General features: G+C 60.4%; 19 protein-coding genes and 1 pseudogene. 14 read left to right on the top strand and 6 right to left on the bottom strand.

The window, feature by feature from the left end; all coding sequences use genetic code 11:
- Window positions 1–6 precede the first annotated feature (6 nt).
- Window positions 7–1,254 (top strand): MFS transporter, encoded by a 1,248-nt coding sequence (locus EV561_RS24565; RefSeq protein ID WP_132525401.1) that lies wholly within the window; start codon window positions 7–9, stop codon window positions 1,252–1,254.
- A 115-nt stretch (window positions 1,255–1,369) separates the two neighbouring features.
- Entirely contained in the window at window positions 1,370–2,452 is a 1,083-nt protein-coding gene (locus tag EV561_RS24560) for an aldo/keto reductase (protein ID WP_132525399.1), read from the top strand.
- On the opposite strand, the gene EV561_RS24555 is transcribed toward EV561_RS24560, so the two are convergent.
- Window positions 2,449–2,901: a MerR family transcriptional regulator gene (locus EV561_RS24555; RefSeq protein WP_132525398.1), complete on the bottom strand. Its 453-nt coding sequence runs from the start codon at window positions 2,899–2,901 to the stop codon at window positions 2,449–2,451. The genes EV561_RS24560 and EV561_RS24555 overlap by 4 nt on opposite strands.
- Before the next feature lie 78 nt (window positions 2,902–2,979).
- Between EV561_RS24555 and EV561_RS24550 the strand changes: the two genes are divergently transcribed.
- Window positions 2,980–3,855, top strand: coding sequence for an aldo/keto reductase (locus EV561_RS24550; RefSeq protein WP_207910585.1), 876 nt, complete (start codon window positions 2,980–2,982; stop codon window positions 3,853–3,855).
- A gap of 60 nt (window positions 3,856–3,915) precedes the next feature.
- On the opposite strand, the gene EV561_RS24545 is transcribed toward EV561_RS24550, so the two are convergent.
- Entirely contained in the window at window positions 3,916–4,740 is an 825-nt protein-coding gene (locus EV561_RS24545) for a bifunctional allantoicase/(S)-ureidoglycine aminohydrolase (RefSeq protein ID WP_132525396.1), read from the bottom strand.
- A gap of 339 nt (window positions 4,741–5,079) precedes the next feature.
- Here EV561_RS24545 and EV561_RS24540 point away from each other — a divergent pair, with 339 nt between their 5' ends.
- The gene (locus EV561_RS24540) at window positions 5,080–6,372 is read left to right on the top strand and encodes an NCS2 family permease (protein WP_132525394.1); all 1,293 of its coding nucleotides are present in this window, start codon (window positions 5,080–5,082) and stop codon (window positions 6,370–6,372) included.
- A 75-nt stretch (window positions 6,373–6,447) separates the two neighbouring features.
- On the opposite strand, the pseudogene EV561_RS24535 reads toward EV561_RS24540, so the two are convergent.
- Window positions 6,448–6,931: pseudogene (locus tag EV561_RS24535) on the bottom strand (ureidoglycolate lyase).
- 34 nt (window positions 6,932–6,965) lie between these two features.
- The gene (puuE, locus tag EV561_RS24530) at window positions 6,966–8,408 is read right to left on the bottom strand and encodes an allantoinase PuuE (protein ID WP_132525392.1); all 1,443 of its coding nucleotides are present in this window, start codon (window positions 8,406–8,408) and stop codon (window positions 6,966–6,968) included.
- 160 nt (window positions 8,409–8,568) lie between these two features.
- Between puuE and uraH the strand changes: the two genes are divergently transcribed.
- The 4 genes from uraH to xdhC are packed head-to-tail and all read left to right on the top strand — an operon-like array spanning window position 8,569 to window position 13,663.
- Entirely contained in the window at window positions 8,569–8,934 is a 366-nt protein-coding gene (gene uraH / locus EV561_RS24525) for a hydroxyisourate hydrolase (RefSeq protein ID WP_132525390.1), read from the top strand.
- A 3-nt stretch (window positions 8,935–8,937) separates the two neighbouring features.
- Window positions 8,938–10,422: a xanthine dehydrogenase small subunit gene (xdhA, locus tag EV561_RS24520; protein WP_132525388.1), complete on the top strand. Its 1,485-nt coding sequence runs from the start codon at window positions 8,938–8,940 to the stop codon at window positions 10,420–10,422.
- Between the two features lie 3 nt (window positions 10,423–10,425).
- Entirely contained in the window at window positions 10,426–12,780 is a 2,355-nt protein-coding gene (gene xdhB, locus EV561_RS24515; protein WP_132525386.1) for a xanthine dehydrogenase molybdopterin binding subunit, read from the top strand.
- A 4-nt stretch (window positions 12,781–12,784) separates the two neighbouring features.
- Complete coding sequence (gene xdhC, locus EV561_RS24510) at window positions 12,785–13,663, top strand: xanthine dehydrogenase accessory protein XdhC (protein WP_132525384.1); 879 nt, start codon at window positions 12,785–12,787, stop codon at window positions 13,661–13,663.
- Here xdhC and EV561_RS24505 read toward each other — a convergent pair.
- On the bottom strand, window positions 13,603–14,547 hold the full coding sequence (locus EV561_RS24505; protein ID WP_132525382.1) for a LysR family transcriptional regulator: 945 nt from the start codon (window positions 14,545–14,547) through the stop codon (window positions 13,603–13,605). The genes xdhC and EV561_RS24505 overlap by 61 nt on opposite strands.
- 138 nt (window positions 14,548–14,685) lie before the next feature.
- Here EV561_RS24505 and EV561_RS24500 point away from each other — a divergent pair, with 138 nt between their 5' ends.
- Both EV561_RS24500 and guaD read left to right on the top strand, forming a co-directional pair.
- Window positions 14,686–15,927, top strand: a complete 1,242-nt coding sequence (locus EV561_RS24500; protein WP_132525380.1) for a urate hydroxylase PuuD — start codon at window positions 14,686–14,688, stop codon at window positions 15,925–15,927.
- A complete protein-coding gene (gene guaD, locus EV561_RS24495; RefSeq protein WP_132525378.1) occupies window positions 15,924–17,267 on the top strand; it encodes a guanine deaminase in 1,344 nt (447 codons plus the stop codon). The genes EV561_RS24500 and guaD overlap by 4 nt, the downstream gene beginning before the upstream one ends.
- Before the next feature lie 67 nt (window positions 17,268–17,334).
- Here the strand turns inward: guaD and bhcR are convergent, their stop codons facing one another.
- Window positions 17,335–18,162 (bottom strand): HTH-type transcriptional regulator BhcR, encoded by an 828-nt coding sequence (gene bhcR, locus EV561_RS24490; protein ID WP_132525376.1) that lies wholly within the window; start codon window positions 18,160–18,162, stop codon window positions 17,335–17,337.
- Between the two features lie 165 nt (window positions 18,163–18,327).
- On the opposite strand from bhcR, the gene gcl reads away from it, so the two are divergent.
- The 4 genes from gcl to EV561_RS24470 are packed head-to-tail and all read left to right on the top strand — an operon-like array spanning window position 18,328 to window position 23,168.
- Window positions 18,328–20,112, top strand: a complete 1,785-nt coding sequence (gcl, locus tag EV561_RS24485; protein WP_132525374.1) for a glyoxylate carboligase — start codon at window positions 18,328–18,330, stop codon at window positions 20,110–20,112.
- A gap of 26 nt (window positions 20,113–20,138) precedes the next feature.
- The gene (hyi, locus tag EV561_RS24480; protein WP_132525372.1) at window positions 20,139–20,954 is read left to right on the top strand and encodes a hydroxypyruvate isomerase; all 816 of its coding nucleotides are present in this window, start codon (window positions 20,139–20,141) and stop codon (window positions 20,952–20,954) included.
- Between the two features lie 3 nt (window positions 20,955–20,957).
- Window positions 20,958–21,842, top strand: coding sequence for a 2-hydroxy-3-oxopropionate reductase (locus tag EV561_RS24475; protein ID WP_132525370.1), 885 nt, complete (start codon window positions 20,958–20,960; stop codon window positions 21,840–21,842).
- 57 nt (window positions 21,843–21,899) lie between these two features.
- Window positions 21,900–23,168, top strand: coding sequence for a glycerate kinase (locus EV561_RS24470; RefSeq protein WP_132525368.1), 1,269 nt, complete (start codon window positions 21,900–21,902; stop codon window positions 23,166–23,168).
- Window positions 23,169–23,213: the final 45 nt, after the last annotated feature.

Below are 23,213 nucleotides of genomic sequence, written 5' to 3'. Positions count from 1 at the left end.
AGTATCGTGGATATAGATAAAGCAGTGCCGAAACCAAAACTATATTACGGATGGGTTATCGTATTCTTCTCCGCGCTAATGCAGGCCGTGGGGCCAGGTCAGGTCTATCTCAACGGCATTATTATTGTCAGCTTTCGCGATCGCTTTGCGGTCTCAAATGAAGAAATATTGTTAGCGACAACTGGGATCATGATGATCTCTTATGGCATCTCTTCAGCTCTTTTCGGGATCCTCGTTGGCCGGGTCCCCCTATCTTGGTTTTCAGCTGCGATCCTGACTGCAATGTCGGTGGGCTACCTTGCGCTGAGCATGGTCACCGAGGTGTGGCAAGTTGCTGTGATCTACGCCCTAGTGTTCGGCATCGGCCAAATGGCACTTCCTGTCGCACAAACTATGATCGCACGATGGTTCACGTTAAGGCGGGGATTGGCGTTCGGAATAGCTTCATGCGGCTTTGCGTTGCCAGGCTTTTTCATTGCTCCGCTAATGACCTACTCTATCGGCCGCTTCGGCTTTTCGCCAACAATGGTCGCCTACGGTGTGATCATTGCGCTCATGATCCCCTTCGCGATTCGCCTGATCGTCAACTGGCCAGAAGACAAAGGTCTCTTTCCGGATGGTATGCCGGATCCGGCAAGCGCAGTACCTTCGACCGCGTCCCGGCAGTCTGAGAGTTTTGAGGTTCGGGCTCTGATCCGCTCCCCGCACTTTTGGGTCGTTGGGCTAATTGTAACAATTTCTCCTCTGATAGTTAGCCAGCTGATGACGTATTTAGTCCCCATGGCGAACGCGTCGCATGTCGACTTACAGGCAGCCTCGTTCTTTTTGTCGGGTTTGGCAGTGTCTTCGGTGGCAAGCAAGCTACTAGTGGGCTGGCTCGCCGATAGAATTCCGCTCAGGGTACTGACGACGATTCCGGCTGCCGGCTACGTGATTGCTTGCTTGCTATTTATGAACGAAGGTTCGGCGCTTTCTTTTGGTATCGGGGCTTTGATCGCCGGTGCTAGTGGCGGGGCTTCCGCTGTCATGATGGCATATGTTGTCGGCCAGGTCTTTGGACGAAACGCGTTCGGAACGGTGGCTGGCCTTGTGACACCCATAATGGTAGTGCTTTCTCTAGCCGCGACATGGACTACTGGTCGTCTAGTCGATCTCCACGGCCACTATCAGACGGTTCTGCAAGGGTTCATTGGCCTCTCGCTCATCGCTGCCGCTCTGTCAATGCTGCTTCGACCGACCAGGGCGAACTCGTAGCTCTCCTTAAGCCCCGCCCCCACACTGTTAGCATCGCGCTAGGGCGCGATCCACCACGAATACCTCGCATGGCATGCGCCGGGCGAGCGATATCCATCCATAAGAGGACAAACAAATGTCACTTGATTCGTATGTCACACTCGGACGATCAGGCCTCCGAGTTAGCCCTTTCTGTCTTGGCACAATGACTTTCGGCGAAGATTGGGGGTGGGGTTCGAGCGTCGCGGAATCCGAGGCCATTCTTGGTGAGTATCTTGGTCGTGGTGGCAACTTTATCGATACGGCCAACATCTATACGAATGGGCACTCTGAGAAGATTATCGGAGATTACTTTGCTGCGCGACCAGGTCGCCGCAACCGTGCCGTTCTGTCGACCAAGTTCTTCGGCAACCTTCATATCGGCGATCCGAACGGCGGCGGAGCGGGCCGTAAGGCAATTGTTGAACAATGTGAGGCGTCATTGCGTCGTCTCCAAACGGACTTTATTGATCTCTATTGGTTGCATAATTGGGATCGGAGAACTCCGATTGAAGAGACGCTGCGGGCCATGGATGACTTGGTCACTGCGGGCAAGGTACGGTATCTAGGGATATCTGACGTGCCCGCGTGGAAGGCATCGCAGGCGCAGATGATCACCGATTTTCGTGGTTGGGCGCCCCTGATAGCAATGCAGGTCGAGTACTCTCTCCTCGCCCGCACTGTCGAGGGTGAACTGGTTCCAATGGCACAGGAGCTGGGTTTAGGAGTCATGCCTTGGGGACCGCTCCGCGGTGGGAAGCTTTCCGGGAAGTACACTCGCGAGAACGCTGGCAAGCTTAAATCCGACCGGACTGGGTCTTCTAGCGGTCCGACTGAAGGAGAGTTCGTCATCATAGATGCACTCAACAAAGTCGCTGCTGCTAACGACTCTACCGCCGCCGCAGTGGCCCTGGCATGGGTTCACCGCCGGCCCGGTGTTGAATCTACACTGATTGGAGCACGGCGGATCGAGCAGCTACATGCAAATCTTGAAGCGCTCGACATCAATCTGACACCGGGTCACGTGGCCGAACTGGATGCAGTTTCTACGCCCGTGCTAAATTTTCCGGCGGAGAACAATCGTAGTCTCGCACCCCATTTGGCCTTTGCTGGTGCAAAGGTCGACGGGACACGGACAAGTGCTTTGCCAATGATTGCTGACAATCCCGCGCGATACTAGACCGGATGCTGAGAGTGGGAGTCCAGTTTTTCGTAGGGAATACTGCGCGGCGCATTCTTCAGATAGTCCCCGAAATCAGCGAGAGAGCCTGTTGCGTCGCCTTCGAGCCAGGCGATCTCGTCACGTAGATAGGCTGTAATTGCTTGCAATTCAGTAGCTTTGATTTCTAGTACTGCGAGTTGCCCGCGCAGAACTTCGGCGCTTCGCTTCCGGGTCATACGCCCCTCGCGACGCTCCTTGGCAATATTGGCAATTTCCTTTAGCGGCATCCCTAGTGACTGGGCAACTCGTATTATCTTTGCTGCCTGAACGTCCTCGTCAGTGAAAATTTGATAAGGGCGGCGCCCGCCCTTATCGGTGGCCCGAGGTCGGAGAAGGCCTAGGCGTACGTAGAAGCGCACCGTATCCCGGCTCAGTTCGGTTGCCTTTGAAAATTCTGAAATCAGCATCGTTTTTCCCTATTGACTAGGGACTGTACTCCACACTTATAAGACTTGTCACCTGCTAATGTCGAAAAGGAAATTGCAATGGGAATGGTGGCGAAAAGTGGCGTGTTTAACATTGGTGGCGAGCTACCAGTACACCGAATGGGCTATGGCGCGATGAAGCTGACCGGTCCTGGAGTTTGGGGGCCTCCTGAAGACGAAGGCTATGCGCGTGCATTGCTCCGTCGGGCGGTCGAGCTTGGCGTTGATTTCATCGACACCGCAGATGTTTATGGCCCCGACCACAATGAGCGCATCATCCGCGAAGCTCTCTATCCCTATCCCTCTGGTCTCGTGATCGGCACGAAAGCAGGCCTGGTTCGCAAAGATGGCCCCGCGACGAGGGAGAACCCGGGCATTTCAATGAATGGGTCCGAGAGGCATATCCGCGATGCGGTCGAAGGTAGCCTCCGCAAGCTTGGAGTGGAATGTCTCAATCTTTGCCAGCTTCATCGGATCGATCCCGCAATTCCGGTGGAGGAGACCATGGAAGTATTCCGCGCTCTCCGCGACGAAGGGAAAATTCGTCATATCGGGCTTTCGGAAGTCGGCGTCGAGGCGATTGAGCGAGCAAGGAGCGTAGTCGAGATTGCGACAGTCCAGAACGTCTACAATCTTATCACTCGGGTGCACGAGGACGTGTTGACTTACTGCGAACTGAATAAGATTGCGTTCATTCCCTTCTGGCCTTTGCACTCTGGTGGCCTACTGGAATTGGAGGCTGTGGTTGGGATAGCAGCTCGAAGAGACGCTCGGCCTGCCCAAGTTGCACTTGCTTGGCTGTTACAAAAGTCCCCTTCCATCATCCTAATCCCCGGCACTTCCTCGATTGCACACTTGGAGCAAAATATTGAAGCGTGTGATTTGGAGCTATCCGCCGCGGAAATGGTGGCGCTCGAAGGCTTGGCCGATCATTGATCCTGAAAACGCGCTGCGGATTCACCACGATCGGTCGAAAACGCCAGAGCCAATTCGATGCTAGCGCAAGAGCTTCATGTGCCGGTTGACATCTTTATAGAGAAGATAACGAAACTTTCCGGGGCCACCAGCGTAGCAAGCTTGCGGGCAAAATGCGCGGAGCCACATGAAGTCGCCCGCTTCGACTTCCACCCAGTCCTGATTCAGCCGGTAGACTGCCTTGCCTTCGAGGACATAGAGGCCGTGCTCCATCACATGGGTTTCCGCAAAGGGAATGACGGCGCCCGGCTCCAGGGTCACGATCGTGACATGCATGTCGTGGCGGAGATCCAGCGGATCGGCGAAGCGGGTCGTCGCCCACCTGCCTTCGGTGTCGGGCATCGCAGTCGGAGCGATATCCTGTTCGTTCAAAAAGATCGGTTCCGGGCTGCCTAGCCCCGGAACCTTCTCATAGGACTTGCGTATCCAATGGAACCGTGCCTCGACCTGTGCGCGATTGTACAGACGCCAGCCGCTGGACGGCGGCAGGAATCCGTAGCCTCCAGGCCGCAGAACATGTGTTTCGCCACCGATTTCGACCGTGATCTCGCCTTCTGTGACAAAGAGCACCCCTTCGGCCTGCGGGTCCAGTTCCGGCTGGTCGCTGCCGCCACCGGGGGCAACCTCCATGATATATTGCGAAAAAGTTTCGGCGAAACCGGAGAGCGGACGGGCGATGACCCAGACGCGGGTGCCGGTCCAGAAGGGAAGATAGCTCGTGACGATATCCGTCATCACCCCCCTGGGGATCACGGCATAGGCTTGCGTGAAGACTGCGCGACCGGTGAGAAGATCCGTCTGGGCGGGCAGGCCGCCGCGTGGCGCGAAATAGGTTGGCTTGGTCACTTTGCACTCCGCGAACTATTGTGCATATATCGTTGCCTAATCGGCAGTATCACGCCGAAACCCCTTGGATGGGCTGGCGATTCATCCGTATCTAATGGTTATTTAGGCCATTTGTCGCTTTCAAAAGCGGAATAGACAGCCCGAAAATAGCTGCGAAAATTTGAAAGTCTTTCGTATTTTTACGGGGAAATCCCGCTCTAGCGGTGCGCGCGCCGACGAAGCACAATCATGGACCGCAGGAAATGCGCCGTATGTCGCATTGCTTGTGCCTGTATCTGGAGGAGATGCGGGGGGCCACGACAGCAGGGAGCGCCGGAAACGCTGCCCTCGGGAGGAACCATGTTTGAAGGGCTTTTCAAATTGCGTGAGCACGGCACCACCGTGCGCACCGAACTCATCGCGGGGGTAACGACGTTCCTGACGATGTCCTATATCATCTTCGTCAACCCCGACATCTTGTCGAGCACGGGCATGGATCGCGACGCCATATTCGTGGCCACATGTCTTGCCGCAGCATTGGGCTCGATCGTGATGGCGCTCGTCGCCAACTGGCCGATCGGCATGGCGCCGGGCATGGGGCTCAATGCGTTCTTCGCCTTCACCGTCGTTGCGGCCCTCGGCTTCACCTGGCAGCAGGCGCTCGGGGCGGTCTTCATCTCGGGCATGATCTTCGTGCTCCTGACGGTGACCGGCGTTCGCAGATGGCTGATCGACGGTATTCCGCATTCGCTGAGAAGCGCGATCGCTGCCGGTATCGGTCTTTTCCTCGCGATCATCGCGCTGAAGAGCGCCAACATCGTCGTCGATAATCCGGCGACGCTCGTCGGTCTGGGAAGCCTGCGGGAAACCGGTCCGCTTCTGGCGATCTTCGGCTTCTTCACTATCGCCGTGCTCGATGCCTTGAAGGTGAAAGGGGCGATCCTGATCGGCATTCTTGCCGTGACCGTGCTCTCGTGGATTACAGGGGTCAGCCAGTTCCACGGCATCGTTTCCATGCCGCCATCGATGCTGCCGACCTTTTTGCAGCTCGACATTGTCGGCGCGCTTCATGGCGGTCTCATCCACGTGATCCTGGTGTTCGTGCTTGTCGAAGTCTTTGATGCGACCGGCACGCTGATTGGCGTTGCCAAGCGCGCGAAGCTCATCGAGGATGGGCAGCCAAGCCGCCTGAGCCGGGCTTTGCTTGCCGACAGTGCCGCCATCGTGGCCGGCTCGCTGATGGGCACAAGCAGCACGACGGCCTATGTCGAAAGCGCTTCGGGCGTGCAGGCGGGCGGGCGCACCGGCCTGACGGCACTGGCTATCGCCGTACTCTTCCTCGCCGCTTTGTTCATATCGCCGCTTGCTGCTTCGGTGCCGACCTATGCAACCGCTCCGGCCCTGCTTTATGTTGCATGCCTGATGATGCGTGAACTGACCGAGATCGACTGGGACGACTTGACGGAGGCGGCACCGGCTGCGCTCACCGCGCTTGCCATGCCCTTCACCTATTCGATCGCCAACGGCCTTGCCTTCGGCTTCGTCACCTATGTGGTGCTGAAAATCTGTACCGGCCGCTGGTCGATCTTGCATCCGGCAACGCAGATCGTGGCCGGGCTGTTCGTGGTCCGCTTCGCCTTCTTCGCGCAATAGGACGCAGCCAAGAATAAGCCGGGCCGTTCGAAAGGACGGCCCGGCTTATTTGCATGTTGGTCTAACGATGGTCGATCAGCGGATGAGGAAGGCTTCCCCATAGTAATGCTCTTCCAGATTGACGCCGTCTCCGCCCCGGTCGACGACCGCGAAATCCGACAGGTGGTCGAGAGGCGTCAGCACGCCATGCCAGACATTGCGTGCGATATTGACGCCCTGTCCCGGCCCGGTGCGGAAGGCCAGCGGCTCACCGGGGCCATTCTCCGTTTCTTCTGCCACGACCACCAGAAACCTGTGGTCTCCCAGCGGAATGAAGGCCTGGCTGCCGAGGGGGTGCCGCTCCACCATCTTCAGTTCGAGCGGCAGCGCGCGAGGTTCGGCCCGCATCAGGCTGATCATCGGCCGCGCCTTCTCGCCCGTGGTCTCGATATTGGCGAGGTCGTGGTAGCGGATACAGGTCCCGGCATTGATGGGGATTCCGCGCCCCTCCCATTTCGATCACCTCGCCGAAAGGAGCGAAGGCGGCTTTGGTAAGAGGCTGGATCTCGATTTCCTTCATGTTGGTCTCCCTATGCTTTTCACGCCGCTGATTGTTACGGGGCCGATGGCGATTGCAGGCCTGCGGGCAACATGGCGGAGAGGCGCAGCAGAGCGATCCGCTCCACCTGGCGGCGGGCGGTTGAAAATTCGGTGTCGCGGTCGTTGCCGATACGGGTCTCGAAAGCCGCCAGGATCTTGTCCTTGTTCAAGCCTTTCACCGCGATGATGAACGGGAAGCCGAATTTGATGACATAACGGCTGTTGAGATCGGTGAACCGCGTCCGTTCTTCGTCCGTCAGCGCGTCGAGGCCCGCTGATGCCTGTTCTTCGGTGGAGCTGGCGGTGAGCTGTTTTGCCTGTGCAAGCTTGCCGGCAAGATCGGGGTGGGCCATGAGCACGCGCAGCCGTTCCTCTTTGCTGGCGGCGCGAAACTGGAAGGCCAGTGCTGCATGCAGCCCGATGGCGGTGTCGTTCGCCGGAGAAAGTTCACCGGCCCAGGCTCGGCGCGCGATCCATTCGGAATGCTCGAAGACGCCGCCGAAGCGATCGACGAAGACCTCTTCCGGCAATTGCGATGGCCGCTCGCTGACCGGTCTCGGCGGATGGACCTTCGCCCAATGCTCGGCGATATCGATGCGGCGCGCGATCCAGACTTTCTCGTGGCTTTGGACATAGTCGATGAAGCGGGCAAGCGCCATGACGCGGCCGGGCCGGCCGATCAGGCGGCAATGCAGGCCGATGCTCATCATTTTCGGGCGGCCGGAAGCACCTTCCAGATAGAGCGCGTCGAACGAATCCTTGAGATAGGTGAAGAACTGGTCGCCGCTGTTGAAGCCCTGTGGCGTGGCAAAGCGCATGTCGTTGGCGTCGAGCGTATAGGGAATGACGAGCTGTTGGCGGCCGTCATGCTGATGCCAATAGGGGAGGTCGTCGGCATAGGAGTCGGAGATATAGGCAAAGCCACCTTCCTCAGCCACCAGATCGACGGTGTTGGCCGAGCATCGGCCGGTATACCATCCGCGCGGCCGCTCGCCGGTTACAAGCTCATGCAGGCGGATGGCCGCTGTGATCGCCGCGCGTTCGGTTGCCGGCGCCATGTCCTTGTGCTCGACCCATTTCAGCCCGTGCGAGGCGATCTCCCAGCCGGCGTCCTGCATGGCCGCGACCTGGCTCGGTGAGCGCTGCAGGGCGGTGGCGATGCCATAGACCGTCACGGGCACGCGCTTTTCGGTGAAAAGCCGGTGCAGTCGCCAGAAGCCGGCGCGCGCACCATACTCATAGACCGATTCCATGTTCCAGTGCCGCTGGTCCGGCCATGGGGCGGCGCCGACGATTTCGGACAGGAAGGCTTCTGAGGCGGCATCGCCATGCAACACGCAGTTCTCGCCGCCCTCTTCGTAGTTCAGCACGAATTGTACGGCGATATACGCGCCCTCAGGCCAATGGGCCGCCGGCGGCGATGCGCCATACCCTTCGAGATCGCGGCAATAGCGCATGAAAAATATCCTCCAGATTTTATCGATGGCGGAGTTGTAAACTCAAATTACGCGCGCCATTCCCCCTGGAAAATTTGAAAGTCTCGAAGGATCCCGATGCTTTTCAGAGCAATCTGCCTGTCGGATAGTGGAGATAGGAGAACGACGTTCTGGAGAAAATATGCAGTCTCATTCGCAACGAACCGGCCGGCTAACGACCCATGTGCTGGATACGGCCCGCGGCAAGCCGGCCCACGGTTTGCGCATCGATCTTTACCGGGTTGAGGGCGATACGCTGCATCATCTGAAATCCGTCGAGACCAATGATGATGGCCGCTGCGACGCGCCGCTCCTGTCTGATGAAGCCATGGAGGCCGGGACCTACGAACTCCGCTTCCATGCCGGCGATTATTTCCGCGGCCTGGGCGAGCGAGCCGAGTTTCTCGATCTCATCCCGATTCGCTTCGGCATGAGCGAGAGGAATGCGCATTATCACGTGCCGCTGCTCCTCTCGCCCTACAGCTATTCCACCTATCGCGGGAGCTGAACGATGACCGCTACGCCAATTCGCTCCGAACTGCGCTTTATCCTGAACGGTCAGGACGTCGTCCTCGCGAATGTTGCGCCCGATCAGACGTTGCTCGACTGGTTGCGTCTCTCGCGCTCGCTGAAAGGCACGAAGGAGGGCTGCGGCGAAGGCGATTGCGGCGCCTGCACGGTACTCGTCGGCCGGCTGACGCCGGTGGGCGGTCTCGTCTATGAGGGCGTCAATGCCTGCATCCGCTTCCTCGGCTCGCTGGACGGTTGTCATGTGGTCACCGTCGAACATGTTGCCGGCGACGGCGAGCGGTTGCATCCGGTGCAGCAGGCCATGGTCGATTTTCACGGCTCGCAATGCGGCTTCTGCACGCCGGGTTTCGTCATGTCGCTCTATGCGCTCTGGATGCAGACGCCGAACCCGACGGACCAGCAGATCGAGACGGCGCTGCAGGGCAATCTCTGTCGTTGCACAGGTTATGAGCCGATCCTGCGGGCTGCCCGGGCGATCTCGAGTTATGGCGGAACCGAGAAGGATCCGCTGCTGGCCGAACGAAAAGCGATGATTGCGCGCCTGAAGGCATTGCGCGATGGCGCTCGCGTCGAGATCGGTGAAGGCAGGCACCGTCTGGTCGTGCCGGCCAATCTCGACGATTTCGCCGCCGTGCTGGAGGCATCGCCAACCGCCACGATCGTTGCCGGTTCCACCGATGTCGGCCTCTGGGTCACCAAGCATATGCGCGACATCGCGCCTGCGGTCTTCATCGCCGGGCTCGATGAGCTGAAATCCATCGCGATGAAGGATGGCGTGATCTCCATTGGCGCCGGCGTGACTTATAGCGAGGCGATTTCGCTGCTCTCGCAGCATATTCCGGCGATTGGCCCGCTCATCACCCGCATCGGCGGCCAGCAGGTGCGCAATATGGGCACGATCGGCGGCAACATCGCCAACGGCTCGCCGATCGGCGATACGCCACCGGCGCTGATCGCGCTCGGCGCGACGCTGACCTTGCGCAAGGGCGCAGAGCGGCGCACCATTCTGCTCGAAAATTTCTTCATTGCCTATGGCAAGCAGGATCGTCAGCCCGGAGAATTCGTCGAGGCCTTGCATATTCCGGTCCCGGCTCCGGGCGAAAAATTCGCCGTCTACAAGGTGACCAAGCGCCGCGACGAGGATATTACGGCAACGCTAGCCGCCTTCTGTCTGGCCTTGGCGGCGGACGGAACGGTGGCATCGATCTGCATCGCCTATGGTGGGATGGCGGCGACGCCGAAGCGCGCCACTGCCGTGGAAAAGGCGCTGCTCGGCCAGCCCTGGAACGAGAACACCGTGGAGGCAGCCATGGAGAGATATGCCGAGGACTATGCGCCCTTGACCGACATGCGCGCCACCGCCGACTATCGGGCACTGGTGGCGCGCAATCTCCTGCTGCGTTTCTACATGGAAATCACCGACAGCGCCGTCGCGGCGCAGGTGTCCAGATACGAGGCCGCGTAAGCTATGAACAAGCACACATCCGACCTAAAGGCCACAAGCATCGTAGGCGGCGTCCATTCCAGCCCGCGTCACGACTCGGCCCACAAACATGTCTCCGGAACGGCCGTCTATATCGACGACATCACCGAACCCGCAGGCACGCTGCATGCCGGTCTTGGCCTGTCGAGCGTGTCGCATGGTATCCTGAAATCGGTCGATCTGTCGGCGGTGCGTGATGCGCCTGGTGTGGTCTCCGTCCTCACCTATGAGGATGTCCCCGGCGTCAATGATATTTCGCCCTCAGGCATGCATGATGACCCCGTGCTAGCGGTCGACAAGGTCGAGTTTCACGGGCAGCCGATCTTCTGCGTGATCGCGGAAACACGCGATCTTGCGCGCCGTGCCGCGCGTCTTGCCAAAATCGAATACGAGGAACTGCCGGCCGACATAGACATCTGGGATCTTGATGTTGCCAAGCACCGACAGGTCTTTACACCGCTGACATTGAAACGCGGCGATGCGGCCAGCGCGCTTGCGACTGCGCCGCGCCGGATCAAGGGCCGCATGCAACTCGGCGGTCAGGACCATTTCTATCTCGAAGGCCAAGTCTCGCTGGCCATTCCGGGAGAGGATGAGGACGTTATCGTCTATTGCTCGACCCAAGCGCCGAGCGAAACGCAGCATATGGTCGCTCATGCGCTCGGCGTGTCGAGTCACGCCGTCACGATCGAAGTTCGCCGCATGGGCGGCGGCTTCGGCGGAAAGGAAACACAGGCGAACCAGTGTGCTGCGCTCGCGGCGATCGCGGCCAAGAAGCTGAAGCGCGCCGTCAAGATCCGGCTCGATCGCGACGAGGACATGGTCGCCACCGGCAAGCGGCATGACTTCGCCATCGACTACGACGTCGGCTTCGACGACGATGGTCGCATTCTTGCGATCGACTACCTCTTTGCGCTTCGGGCCGGATTTTCCGCCGACCTATCCGGCGCGGTCGGCGACCGTGCGCTGTTCCATTGCGACAATGCCTATTTCTTCCCGCATGTGCATGCCAAGTCGGCGCCGCTCTATACCAACACCGTTTCCAACACCGCTTTCCGCGGCTTTGGCGGCCCGCAGGGCATGGTGGGGGCCGAGCGAGTCATCGATGAGGTGGCCTTCGCCGTAGGCAAGGATCCGCTGGAAATCCGCAAACTGAATTTCTACGACGCGATGGGCGTCGATGGGGAACGCAACCTCACGCCCTATCACCAGAAGGTCGAGGACTGCATCATCCAGCGCATCGTTGCCGAGCTCGAGGAAAGCGCGGACTATGCCGGCCGCCGCCGCGCCGTCGCGGCATTCAACGCCGAGAGCCGCTTCGTCAAACGTGGGGTGGCGCTCACGCCGGTAAAATTCGGCATCTCCTTCACCAAGACGGAATCGAACCAGGCGGGTGCACTGGTGCATGTCTATACGGATGGCTCCGTGCACATGAACCATGGCGGCACGGAGATGGGGCAGGGGCTGCATCTGAAGGTCGCGCAGGTGGTGGCGGAAGAATTCCAGATTGATCTCGATCGGGTGAAGATTACAGCAACGACGACCGCCAAGGTGCCGAACACCGCGCCGACTGCCGCCTCCTCGGGGGCCGATCTAAACGGCATGGCGGCGCAGAATGCCGCCCGCCAGATCAAGGACCGGCTGATCGCTTTCGCGGCGGAAAGCCACGGCGTGCCCCCCGATCAGGTGGTGTTCCTGCCCAACCGGGTGCGGATAGGTCACGAGGAGATCTCTTTTTCCGATCTTGTCAAGAAAGCGTATCTGGCACGTGTTCAACTGTCCGCTGCAGGCTTTTACAAGACACCGAAAATCCATTGGGATCGTTCCAAGGGCCGCGGTCATGCCTTCTATTACTATGCCTATGGTGCGGCCTGTTCGGAGGTGTCGGTCGACACGCTGACCGGCGAATATGTTGTCGAGCGCACCGACATCCTGCACGATACCGGCCGCTCGCTGAACCCAGTGATCGACATCGGGCAGATCGAGGGTGGTTTCATCCAAGGCATGGGTTGGCTCACCACCGAGGAACTTTGGTGGGATGGTAAAGGCCGGCTCAGAACGCATGCGCCATCGACCTACAAGATCCCGCTCGCTTCCGATCGGCCGAAGATCTTCAACGTTTCGCTCACCAACTGGTCAGAGGCCTATGAGCCGACGATCCACCGCTCCAAGGCGGTTGGTGAGCCGCCACTGCCGCTTGGTCTTTCTGTCCTGCACGCGCTCTCGGATGCGGTGGCGAGCGTTGCCGACCACCGGATCTGTCCGCGCCTCGATGCACCGGCAACGCCCGAGCGCGTGCTGATGGCGATCGAGCGTCTGAAGGCGGCGATGAAGGAGTAGGGTCATGCCGGCGCGCGAAGACATCCGCGATTATCTGCGCCGCGAACCGGTCTCGATCCTGATCGAGGTGGTCGGCGCCGAAGGATCGACCCCACGAGATACCGACGCCTGGATGCTGGTGTCGGAGCGGGCGATCTATGCGACCATAGGCGGCGGGCAGCTCGAGCATATGGCGATCGACCAGGCGCGGCGGGCGCTCAGGCTCCAGACGCCCCCAACGCGGATGAATGTGCCGCTTGGTCCGCAAATTGGTCAGTGCTGCGGCGGCTATGTCAGCCTCGACCTCACCGCGCTCGATCCACAGCTCGCCTGTGAGCTGATCGACCGCAGCGACCGGGAAATGGCTGCACGCCCGCATGTCTACGTCTTCGGGGCGGGCCACGTCGGCGACGCGCTCGCGATGGCGCTGTCACTGGCACCACTGCGCGTCGTTCTGGTCGATACCCGTGAGGATGAGCTGGCCGCCTCGTCGGTGCCGCGAATCGAGACCTGTCTGACGGCAATGCCGGAAGCGGTGGTGCGCGATGCGCCAGCCGGAAGCAGCTTTGTCGTGCTGACTCACGACCACGCTCTTGATTTTCTGATCACCGCCGAAGCGCTTCGTCACCCGGATCCCGCCTATGTCGGTATGATCGGTTCGAAGACCAAGCGGGCGACCTTCCGCAACTGGCTGTCGCGTGAAATCGGCCAACCGGAACTTTTTGGACGGCTCGTTTGCCCGATCGGTGGGACGGCAGTCAAGGACAAACGCCCAGCGGTGATCGCGACCCTTGCTGCGGCGGAAATCATGACTGCGGCCCTGAGCTGGTCGGCAAAGGCCAATCAACTATCTATTAGCGCGCCGGCCGGCTCGTCGTCCAACAGCGCACCGATCAGCCGCTGACAGCGATCGGCCATGAAATCGATCATCAGCCGCACCTTCGGGTCCTGAAAGCGCTTGTGCGGATAGATCGCGGCCAGTTGCACGGAGGCGGGCGGGCTGTCCTTCAGGATTTCCACCAGCCGGCCCTCGTTGAGATAGGCCTTCACCTCGAAGAGCGGCTTGTTGATGATGCCGCGCCCCTCCAGCGCCCATTGGGTCAGCACGTCGCCGTCGTCGCTGTCATAGGGACCGGCGACCTCGAATTTGCGCGGACCCTCGGCTGTCACCAGCGTCCAGAAATATTCCTTGGAGCCGGGGTAGCGTAGCAGCAGGCAATCGTGCTTGTCGGCGATCAGCGCATCGGCATTGGCAGGCATGCCGCGGTGAGAAAGATAATCCGGCGAGGCACAGAGCAAGCGCTGGCAATTAAGGATGCCGCGCATGCGCAGGTTCGAATCCTCGAGAACGCCGAGCTTGAAGGCGACATCGACGCCTTCGGCGAGAATGTCGACGTTATGGTCCGACAGGCGGACACGCACTTCGATATCCGGATACTTGTCGTGAAATTCAGGGATGCCCGAGGCGATCAGTCGCCGGCCGATGCCGAGCGGCGCGGTAATCCTGAGGGCGCCTTTCGGATTGTGCGACAGGTCCGCGACCGCCGCCTCCGCTTCGTTCACCGCTTCGATGATCTTGGCCGCGCCCTCGTAGAAGACGCGTCCATGCTCGGTCGGCGACAGCTTGCGTGTCGTGCGGTTGAAGAGCCGCACGCCGAGATGGCGCTCCAGCTCCTTGATACGATTGCTGGCGACGGCGGGGGTCACGCGCTGATCGCGTCCCGCGGCTGAAAGCGTACCGAGTTCCATCACGCGAACGAAGACGCGCACATTATCGAGATAAGACATAGCGCTTTCTATCACATGGTTGAGCAATGAGCATCGAGTGCGATCTTATAGATTTTTTTGAAAGTGTTCGAGGATTTCACGGGATTTCCGGAGAAGTCGCGCGATGGCAGAACCGTATCCGAGAACCGGGAGGTCACTATGTACGAATTTGCCATTGCCTGGGATTGGCTGACCTTTGCCGTCCGCTGGCTGCATGTGATCACGGCGATCGCCTGGATCGGGTCGTCCTTCTATTTCGTCGCGCTCGATCTCGGCCTGAAGAAGCGTCCCGATCTTCCGCCCGGCGCCTATGGGGAAGAATGGCAGGTTCATGGCGGGGGCTTCTACCACATCCAGAAATACCTCGTGGCGCCCGCCAACATGCCGGACCATCTCGTCTGGTTCAAATGGGAAAGCTACGCCACCTGGCTGTCGGGTTTCGCCATGCTCTGTCTCGTCTATTATGCCGGGGCGGATCTCTACCTGATCGATCCGGCCGTGCTCAATGTTTCCAAGCCGGTGGCGATCGGCATTTCGCTGGGCTCGATCGCGCTCGGCTGGATCATGTACGATCTTCTGTGCAAATCGCCCTTCGGCAATGACAACACGCGGCTGATGGTGGCGCTCTATTTCATCCTGGTCGCCGTCGCCTGGGGCTATACCCACCTGTTTACCGGCCGCGCCGCCTTCCTGCATCTCGGCGCGTTCACGGCGACGATCATGTCGGCCAATGTCTTCTTCATCATCATGCCAAACCAGCGGATCGTCGTTGCCGACCTGATTGCCGGCCGCAAGCCCGATCCGAAATATGGCCGGATCGCCAAGCAGCGCTCGACGCATAACAACTATCTGACGCTACCGGTGTTGTTCCTGATGCTGTCGAACCACTATCCGTTGGCCTTCGGCACCCAGTTCAACTGGATCATTGCCTCGCTGGTTTTCCTGATGGGCGTCACCATCCGTCACTATTTCAACACCCGCCACGCCAATGCAGGGAACCCGACCTGGACCTGGCTCGTCACCGTCGTGCTGTTCATCATCATCATGTGGCTTTCGACCGTGCCGAAAGTGCTGACGCGCGAAACGGAAAATGCGCGGATTTCGGCGCTCCAGCAGCCCTTTATCTCGGCTCAGGCCTTTCCAAAGGTGCGCGATACCATACTCGGGCGCTGTTCCATGTGCCATGCCAAGGAGCCGGGATGGGAGGGCATCGTCCGGCCGCCCAAGGGTGTCGTCTTCGAAACGGATGGCGATATCGCGGCCCATGCCCGTGAGATTTACCTGCAGGCCGGTCGGTCCCATGCCATGCCGCCGGCCAATGTCACCCAGATTTCCGACGAGGAGCGCCGCCTGCTCGTCTCCTGGTATGAAAGCGCAACGAGTGGAGAGAAGACCCAATGAGTAAATTACTGATCCGCGGCCGCGTGCTGACCTTCGTTGCCGAGCCGCAGGGCATCGATGACACCGCCTCCTATCGCTATATCGAAGATGGCGCCGTGTTCGTGAGCAACGGCAAGATCGTCGAGATCGGGTTCTATGGCGACATGCGCAAACTCGCGGGCGCCGATGCGGATGTCGCGGATCACCGGCCGAACCTCATCCTGCCCGGGCTGATCGACACGCATCTGCATTTCCCGCAGACGCAGGCGATCGCCTCCTATGGCGCCCAGCTGCTTGAATGGCTGAACACCTATATTTTCGTCGAGGAACAGAAGTTTGCCGGCGCGGCCCATGCGGCCGAAGTTGCCGACCGTTTCATGGACGAATTGCTGTCCAATGGCACGACCACGGCCGTTGCCTATTGCTCGGTGCATCCCGAAAGCGTCGATGCCTATTTTGCTGCGGCCGAGGCGCGCGGTATGTGCATGATCGGCGGCAAGGTGATGATGGATCGCAATGCGCCGGAAGCGTTGCGCGACACGCCTGAGCGCGGTTATGACGAGACCAAGCGGCTTATCGAAAAGTGGCATGGCCGCGGCCGCAGCCATTATGCGATCAGCCCGCGCTTCGCCATTACCTCGACGCCCGAGCAGATGGAGATGAGCAAGACGCTCGTCGCCGAACATCCTTCCTGTTATGTGCAGACCCATCTCTCGGAAAACCGCGACGAGATTGCCTTTGCCACCTCACTCTATCCCGAGGCGAAAGACTACACGGATATTTACGCCCGCTACGGCTTGCTCAACGATCGCACGCTGCTCGGCCATTGCATCCATATGAGCGAGCGGGAAATTTCCGTGCTGGCGGAAACCGGCGCAGTCGGCGTCTTCTGCCCGACGTCGAACCTCTTCCTCGGCTCGGGGCTTTTCGACGCCGCCGGTTTCGACAGGCTCAGTGCCCGCTGGTCCGTGGCGACCGATGTCGGCGCCGGCACCAGCTTCTCCATGCTGGAGACGATGGACGAGGCCTATAAGGTTCTGCACCTGCAGGGCCAGCGGCTGACACCTTTCAACTCCTTCTACCGGATGACGCTCGGCAATGCCCGCGCGCTCGGACTGGAAAAGCAGATCGGTTCTCTGCACGCCGGGGCGGATGCGGATATCGTCGTGCTGGATTCCAGTGCCAAGTCGGCAATGGAATATCGCATGCGGACAGCGAAATCGCTGCTGGAGGAACTCTTCATCCTCCAGACCATGGGCGACGATCGATGCGTGACGGAAGTCTATGTCGCCGGCAAGCCGATGAAGGGCAAGGGCACCAGGCGCAAGATGGCCCTCGATCGACAACTCGAAAACGCCTGATGATTTAATCGTGCGCCTGCCATTCGCGCCGCCGCATCCCGAGGGGTGCGGCGGCTTTCGCCGTCGGTCAGGCTTTTCGCAGCCTTCCACCCATCGCTTTTGTCAGCCCTTCTGCGGCGGCTTTCACAAGCGGCCCGAAGGCATCGATCTTGCTGTCGGGTAGTCGTACCGCCGGGCCGGAGACCGAAATCCCCGCAACCGCTTCGCCATATTCATCGAAGATCGGGGCTGCCACGCAGCGCATGCCGAGCGTGTGCTCTTCGTCGTCGATCGACCAGCCGCGGGTGCGGATCGTTTCGATGTCTTTCAGCAGCATTGGGATCGTATCGCGGGTCCTGTCGGTAAAATGCTGTAGCGACCGGCCGGAAAGCACCGCCTCGATGCGCGCGTCCGGCCAGGTCGACAGGATTGCCTTGCCGATGCCCGACGCATGGATCGGCCCGCGCCGGCCGGGGCGGAAGAAGGCGCGCATCGGCGCATGGCTTTCCACCTGGGAGATGAACACCACGTCGCCGTCGTCCTCGATGGCGATATTGGCCGTTTCGCCACAGCCTTCCATCAGCTGTTTCAGGAACGGCCGGCTGATGGTGCCGAGCTTGCGGAAGCGCAGATAGGCCGTGCCGATCTCGAAGGCTTTCACACCGATCGTCCAGGCGCCGGTCTCGCCGTCATGCGTCACCATGCCGTGATGGGCCAGCGACGTCAGCAACCGGTGTACCGTCGAGGGCGCCATGCCGGACTGGTCGGCAAGTTCGGTCAGAACGGCGCCATCGGCTTCGGCCACCAGTTCCAGCAGTTTCAGGCTGCGGTCGAGCACCTGCACCGATGACGGCACGGCATTCTCCGCAGGCTTCCTGCCCGGTCTTCCCTTTGTCTTCTCCTGACGCTCCGCCATGCCGCTTACTCCTGCTCTCTATGTTCATGACATAAACGGCATAGCTCGATTGTTCCAGATTCGTTGAAAATGTTTATTTCCACAGAGTGGTATTGATTTCCATTTTATGATTGCGCGTGCCCCTAGATCCGGTACCTTCTTTTCAGAGATACGGAGGATACCCCCATGGCAAAAATGCGTGCTGTCGATGCCGCTGTGCTGGTTCTGGAGCGAGAAGGCGTCAATTGCGCCTTCGGCGTTCCCGGCGCTGCGATCAATCCATTCTATTCGGCGTTGAAGGCGGGCGGCTCGGTTCGCCATATCCTCGCCCGCCATGTCGAGGGCGCAAGCCATATGGCTGAGGGCTATACCCGCGCTCGGGCCGGCAATATCGGCGTCTGCATCGGCACGTCAGGCCCGGCCGGCACGGATATGATCACCGGCCTCTACTCGGCTGCCGCCGATTCCATCCCGATCCTGTGCATCACCGGCCAGGCGCTGCGCGCGCGCCTCGACAAGGAGGATTTCCAGGCAGTCGATATTGCCAAGATCGCAGCCCCCGTTACCAAATGGGCGGTAACCGTCATGGAGCCGGGGCTGGTTCCCTTCGTCTTCCAGAAGGCATTCCACACCATGCGGTCCGGTCGTCCAGGGCCGGTCCTGATCGATCTGCCGATCGACGTCCAGCTTGCCGAGATCGAGTTCGACATCGAGACCTACGCATCGCTCGGAGCCTATAAGCCGACGGCCACCCGCGCCCAGGCCGAAAAAGCTCTGGCTATGCTGAACGAGGCCGAGCGCCCGCTGATTGTCGCCGGCGGCGGCATCATCAATGCCGATGCTTCGGACCTGCTCGTCGAATTTGCAGAAATCACCGGCGTTCCCGTCATTCCGACACTGATGGGCTGGGGCGCGATCCCCGACGATCATCCGCTGATGGCCGGCATGTGCGGCCTGCAGACCTCGCACCGCTACGGCAATGCCACGCTGCTTGCCTCCGATTTCGTCTTTGGCATCGGCAATCGCTGGGCCAACCGCCATACCGGCAACGTCCCGACCTATACGGAAGGCCGTAAATTCGTCCATATAGACATCGAACCGACCCAGATCGGCCGGGTCTTCGCGCCCGATTTCGGCATCGTCTCCGATGCCGGTGCTGCGCTGAAGCTGTTCCTCGACGTTGCTACGGAGTGGAAGACGGCCGGCAAATTGCGGGACTGGTCCGCCTGGGCCGGCGAGTGCCGTGATCGCAAGCGCACGATGCTGCGCAAGACCCATTTCGTCCAAGTGCCCTTGAAGCCCCAGCGTGTCTATGAGGAAATGAACAAGGCACTGGACCGCGACACCTGTTATGTCTCGACCATCGGCCTCAGCCAGATCGCCGGCGCGCAGTTCCTGCATGTCTACAAGCCGCGCAACTGGATCAATTGCGGCCAAGCCGGCCCGCTCGGCTGGACGCTGCCGGCCGCGCTCGGGGTGCGCGCCGCCGATCCGGACCGCTCGATCGTCGCGCTCTCCGGCGATTATGATTTTCAGTTTCTCATCGAGGAGCTTGCGGTCGGCGCGCAGCATAAGCTGCCTTACGTGCATGTGGTCGTGAACAATTCCTATCTCGGCCTCATTCGCCAGGCCCAACGCGGCTTCAACATGGATTTCGAGGTCAGCCTCGCTTTCGAGAACATCAATGCTTCCGACGATGCCGAGCCGGGCTACGGCGTCGATCATGTCGCGGTGGCCGAAGGCCTCGGCTGCAAGGCGATCCGCGTGCGCAGCCCCAACGAAATCCAGGAGGCTTTTGTAACGGCAAAGCAACTGATGCAGGAGCACCAGGTTCCCGTCGTCATCGAATTCATCCTCGAGCGCGTCACCAACATCGCCATGGGCGCCGACATCAACGCCGTGGTCGAGTTCGAAGAGCTTGCCGAACACGGACAGGACGCCCCGACCGCCACGCTGGCCTTGCTGGACTGAGAACGGGCCGTTTCAGGGAGACAATCATGCCGAAATTCGCGGCCAATCTGACCATGCTCTTCAATGAGGTGCCGTTTCTCGAGCGCTTCGCGCTGGCCGCCAAGGCCGGCTTCGAGGGCGTCGAATATCTCTTCCCCTATGATTTCGACAAGGAGGCGCTGCGCGCCGCCCTTGATCTCAATGGCCTGACGCAAGTGCTGCACAATCTGCCGGCCGGTAACTGGGCCGGTGGGGAGCGCGGCATCGCCATCCTGCCGGACCGTATCGACGAGTTCCGCCGCGGCGTCGCCTCGGCCATCGATTATGCGACGGCGCTCGGCTGCACAAAGGTCAATTGCCTGTCGGGCATTGCGCCGGCTGACCTGTCGGACGAGGTGCTGCGCACCACCTTCGTCACCAACCTGAAGCATGCAGCAAACGAGCTCGGCAAGTCTGGCATCCGGTTGCTGATCGAGCCCGTCAATCGCTTCGATATTCCGGGCTTTTACCTCAATACGCCGGATCAAGCCGCCTCGATCATAGCGGAGGTCGGCAGCGACAATCTCTTCATCCAGTACGACCTCTACCACCAGCAGCGCACCAAGGGCGAACTGATCGGCACGTTCAAAAAGCATCAGGCGAAAATCGCCCATGTCCAGCTGGCCGATAATCCCGGCCGGGGCGAGCCGGGCACCGGCGAAATCGCCTATCCCTTCGTCTTCGATACCCTCGATGCGCTCGGTTACGACGGCTGGATCGGCTGCGAATACAAGCCGCGCACCACGACGGAGGCCGGGCTCGGCTGGTTCACCTCGGCCGGCCGGCAGACCAGAAGCGCAGACATTCTCAAGATCAGGAGCTAGATCATGGCAACCATCGGATTCATCGGCCTCGGCATCATGGGCACGCCCATGGCGCGCCATCTCCAGGATGCCGGCCACACCATCGTCACCTCGAAATTCTTCATCCCGCCGCGCCAGGAACTCATCGACAATGGCCTGACATTCGTCGACACGCCGAAAGCGCTTGCCGAGGCCGTCGATACCATCATCCTCATGCTGCCGGGTACGCCGGAGGTGAAGGATGTGCTCTTCGGTGAGAACGGCGTCGCCTACGGTCTTTCCAAAGGCAAGCTCGTCATCGACATGAGTTCGATCTCGCCGATCGAGACCAGGGAATTCGCCAGGAGGGTGCGCGAAACCGGTTCCGAATATATCGATGCGCCCGTCTCCGGTGGTGAGGTCGGTGCAAAAAATGCTTCGCTCTCGATCATGGCCGGCGGCTCGCAGGAAAGCTTCGACCGGGCTCTGCCGTTGCTCCAACTGATGGGCAAGAACATTACGCTGGTCGGTGATTGCGGCGATGGCCAGGTCACCAAGGTCGCCAACCAGATCATCGTCGCATTGACGATCGAGGCGGTCTCGGAAGCACTGGTCTTTGCCTCCAAGGCAGGCGCCGATCCGGCGCGGGTGCGCGAAGCGCTGATGGGCGGCTTTGCTTCCTCGCGCATCCTCGAAGTACATGGCGAGCGCATGATCAAGCGCAGCTTTGATCCGGGCTTCCGCATCTCGCTGCACCAGAAGGATCTCAATCTCGCCCTCCAGGGCGCCAAGGCGCTCGGCGTCTCGCTGCCGAACACGGCCGCGACGCAGGAACTCTTCAACCAATGCGCCGCCAATGGTGACAGCGGGCTTGACCATTCCGGTCTCGTCAAGGCGCTGGAGAGGATGGCGAACCATGCCGTCGGGTGAAAACCCGGCTAGCCGGAAGTCGCTTTTGGCCAGCCGTCCCAAGATCAGGAGCAGCCCATGCCGCCGATAACAAACCCGCGCGCTTTTCTGGAAGGCCTTTTCCATGCTGCCGTCGCTGCGGCCGATCCGGAGAAGGTGCTGGCCGGCTGCCTGCCTGAGAAGCCGAAAGGCCGCACGGTTGTCATCGGTGCCGGCAAAGGCGCAGCCCAGATGGCCCGCGCCTTCGAACGGCTGTGGCATGGTCCGCTGTCTGGCACCGTCGTTACCCGCTACGGCTATGCCGTGCCCTGTGACCGCATCGATATCCTCGAAGCCGCCCATCCGGTGCCTGACGAAAACGGGCTTACGGCTTCCGCCAGGCTTATGGCTGCAGTCACCGGCTTGACCGGGGACGACCTCGTGGTCGCCCTGATCTGCGGCGGCGGCTCGGCACTCCTTCCGGCACCCGCCGGCGACCTGACGCTCGCCGACGAGATCGCCGTCAACAGGGCGCTGTTGTCGTCAGGCGCTCCGATCGATGCGATGAATGCCCTGCGCAAGCAAATCTCGCGGATCAAGGGCGGCAGACTGGCGGCGCTCGCCCATCCGGCCCGTGTCGTCTCGCTGGTCGTTTCCGATATTCCAGGCGACAATCTCGCCCTCGTGGCCTCGGGACCGACCATTCCGGACACAAGCACCGCCGCCGATGCCTTACGGCTGATCGATCGGTACCGGCTCGATCTCCCCGACGCCGTGGTCCGTCATATCCGCGAAGCGAGGGATCCGGCTCCGCAGCCTGACAATGCCTGCTTTTCCAGAGACCAAGTCCGACTGGTGGCATCGGCCTTGGTCTCTCTGGAGGCGGCGGCAAAAGCTGCCCGCGATGCCAGCGTCGATGCGGTCATCCTTTCCGACGCAATCGAAGGAGAGGCTTCCGAGATCGGCCGCATGCATGCGGCGATCGCCACCGAGGTCGCCCGCCGCGACCAGCCGTTTTCCAAGCCCGTGGTTCTGCTTTCGGGCGGTGAGACGACGGTCACGATCACGGGAAAGGGCAGGGGCGGGCGCAACGGCGAGTTTCTGCTCTCCTTCGCCCGCGGCATTGCAGGTTTCAGAGGCATTTCCGCACTCGCCGCCGATACCGACGGCATCGATGGCTCCGAGGACAATGCCGGTGCCTTCGCCGATGGGACAACCAACGACCGTCTTCTCAGCCGCCAGATGGATGCCGGCGATCTCCTGGCCAGCAACGACAGCTGGTCCGCCTTCAACGCGATAGGCGCTCTCTTCGTCCCAGGACCGACAGGCACCAACGTCAACGACTTCAGGGCGATCCTTATTCGATAGTCGCAAGCAAATAACACTGCGCCATCCGAGATCCAGAGGAACAAT

It is taken from the genome of Rhizobium sp. BK376, assembly GCF_004341625.1.
In the GTDB taxonomy this organism is placed as follows: domain Bacteria; phylum Pseudomonadota; class Alphaproteobacteria; order Rhizobiales; family Rhizobiaceae; genus Rhizobium.
This window is presented reverse-complemented; position numbering and strand designations above follow the sequence as displayed.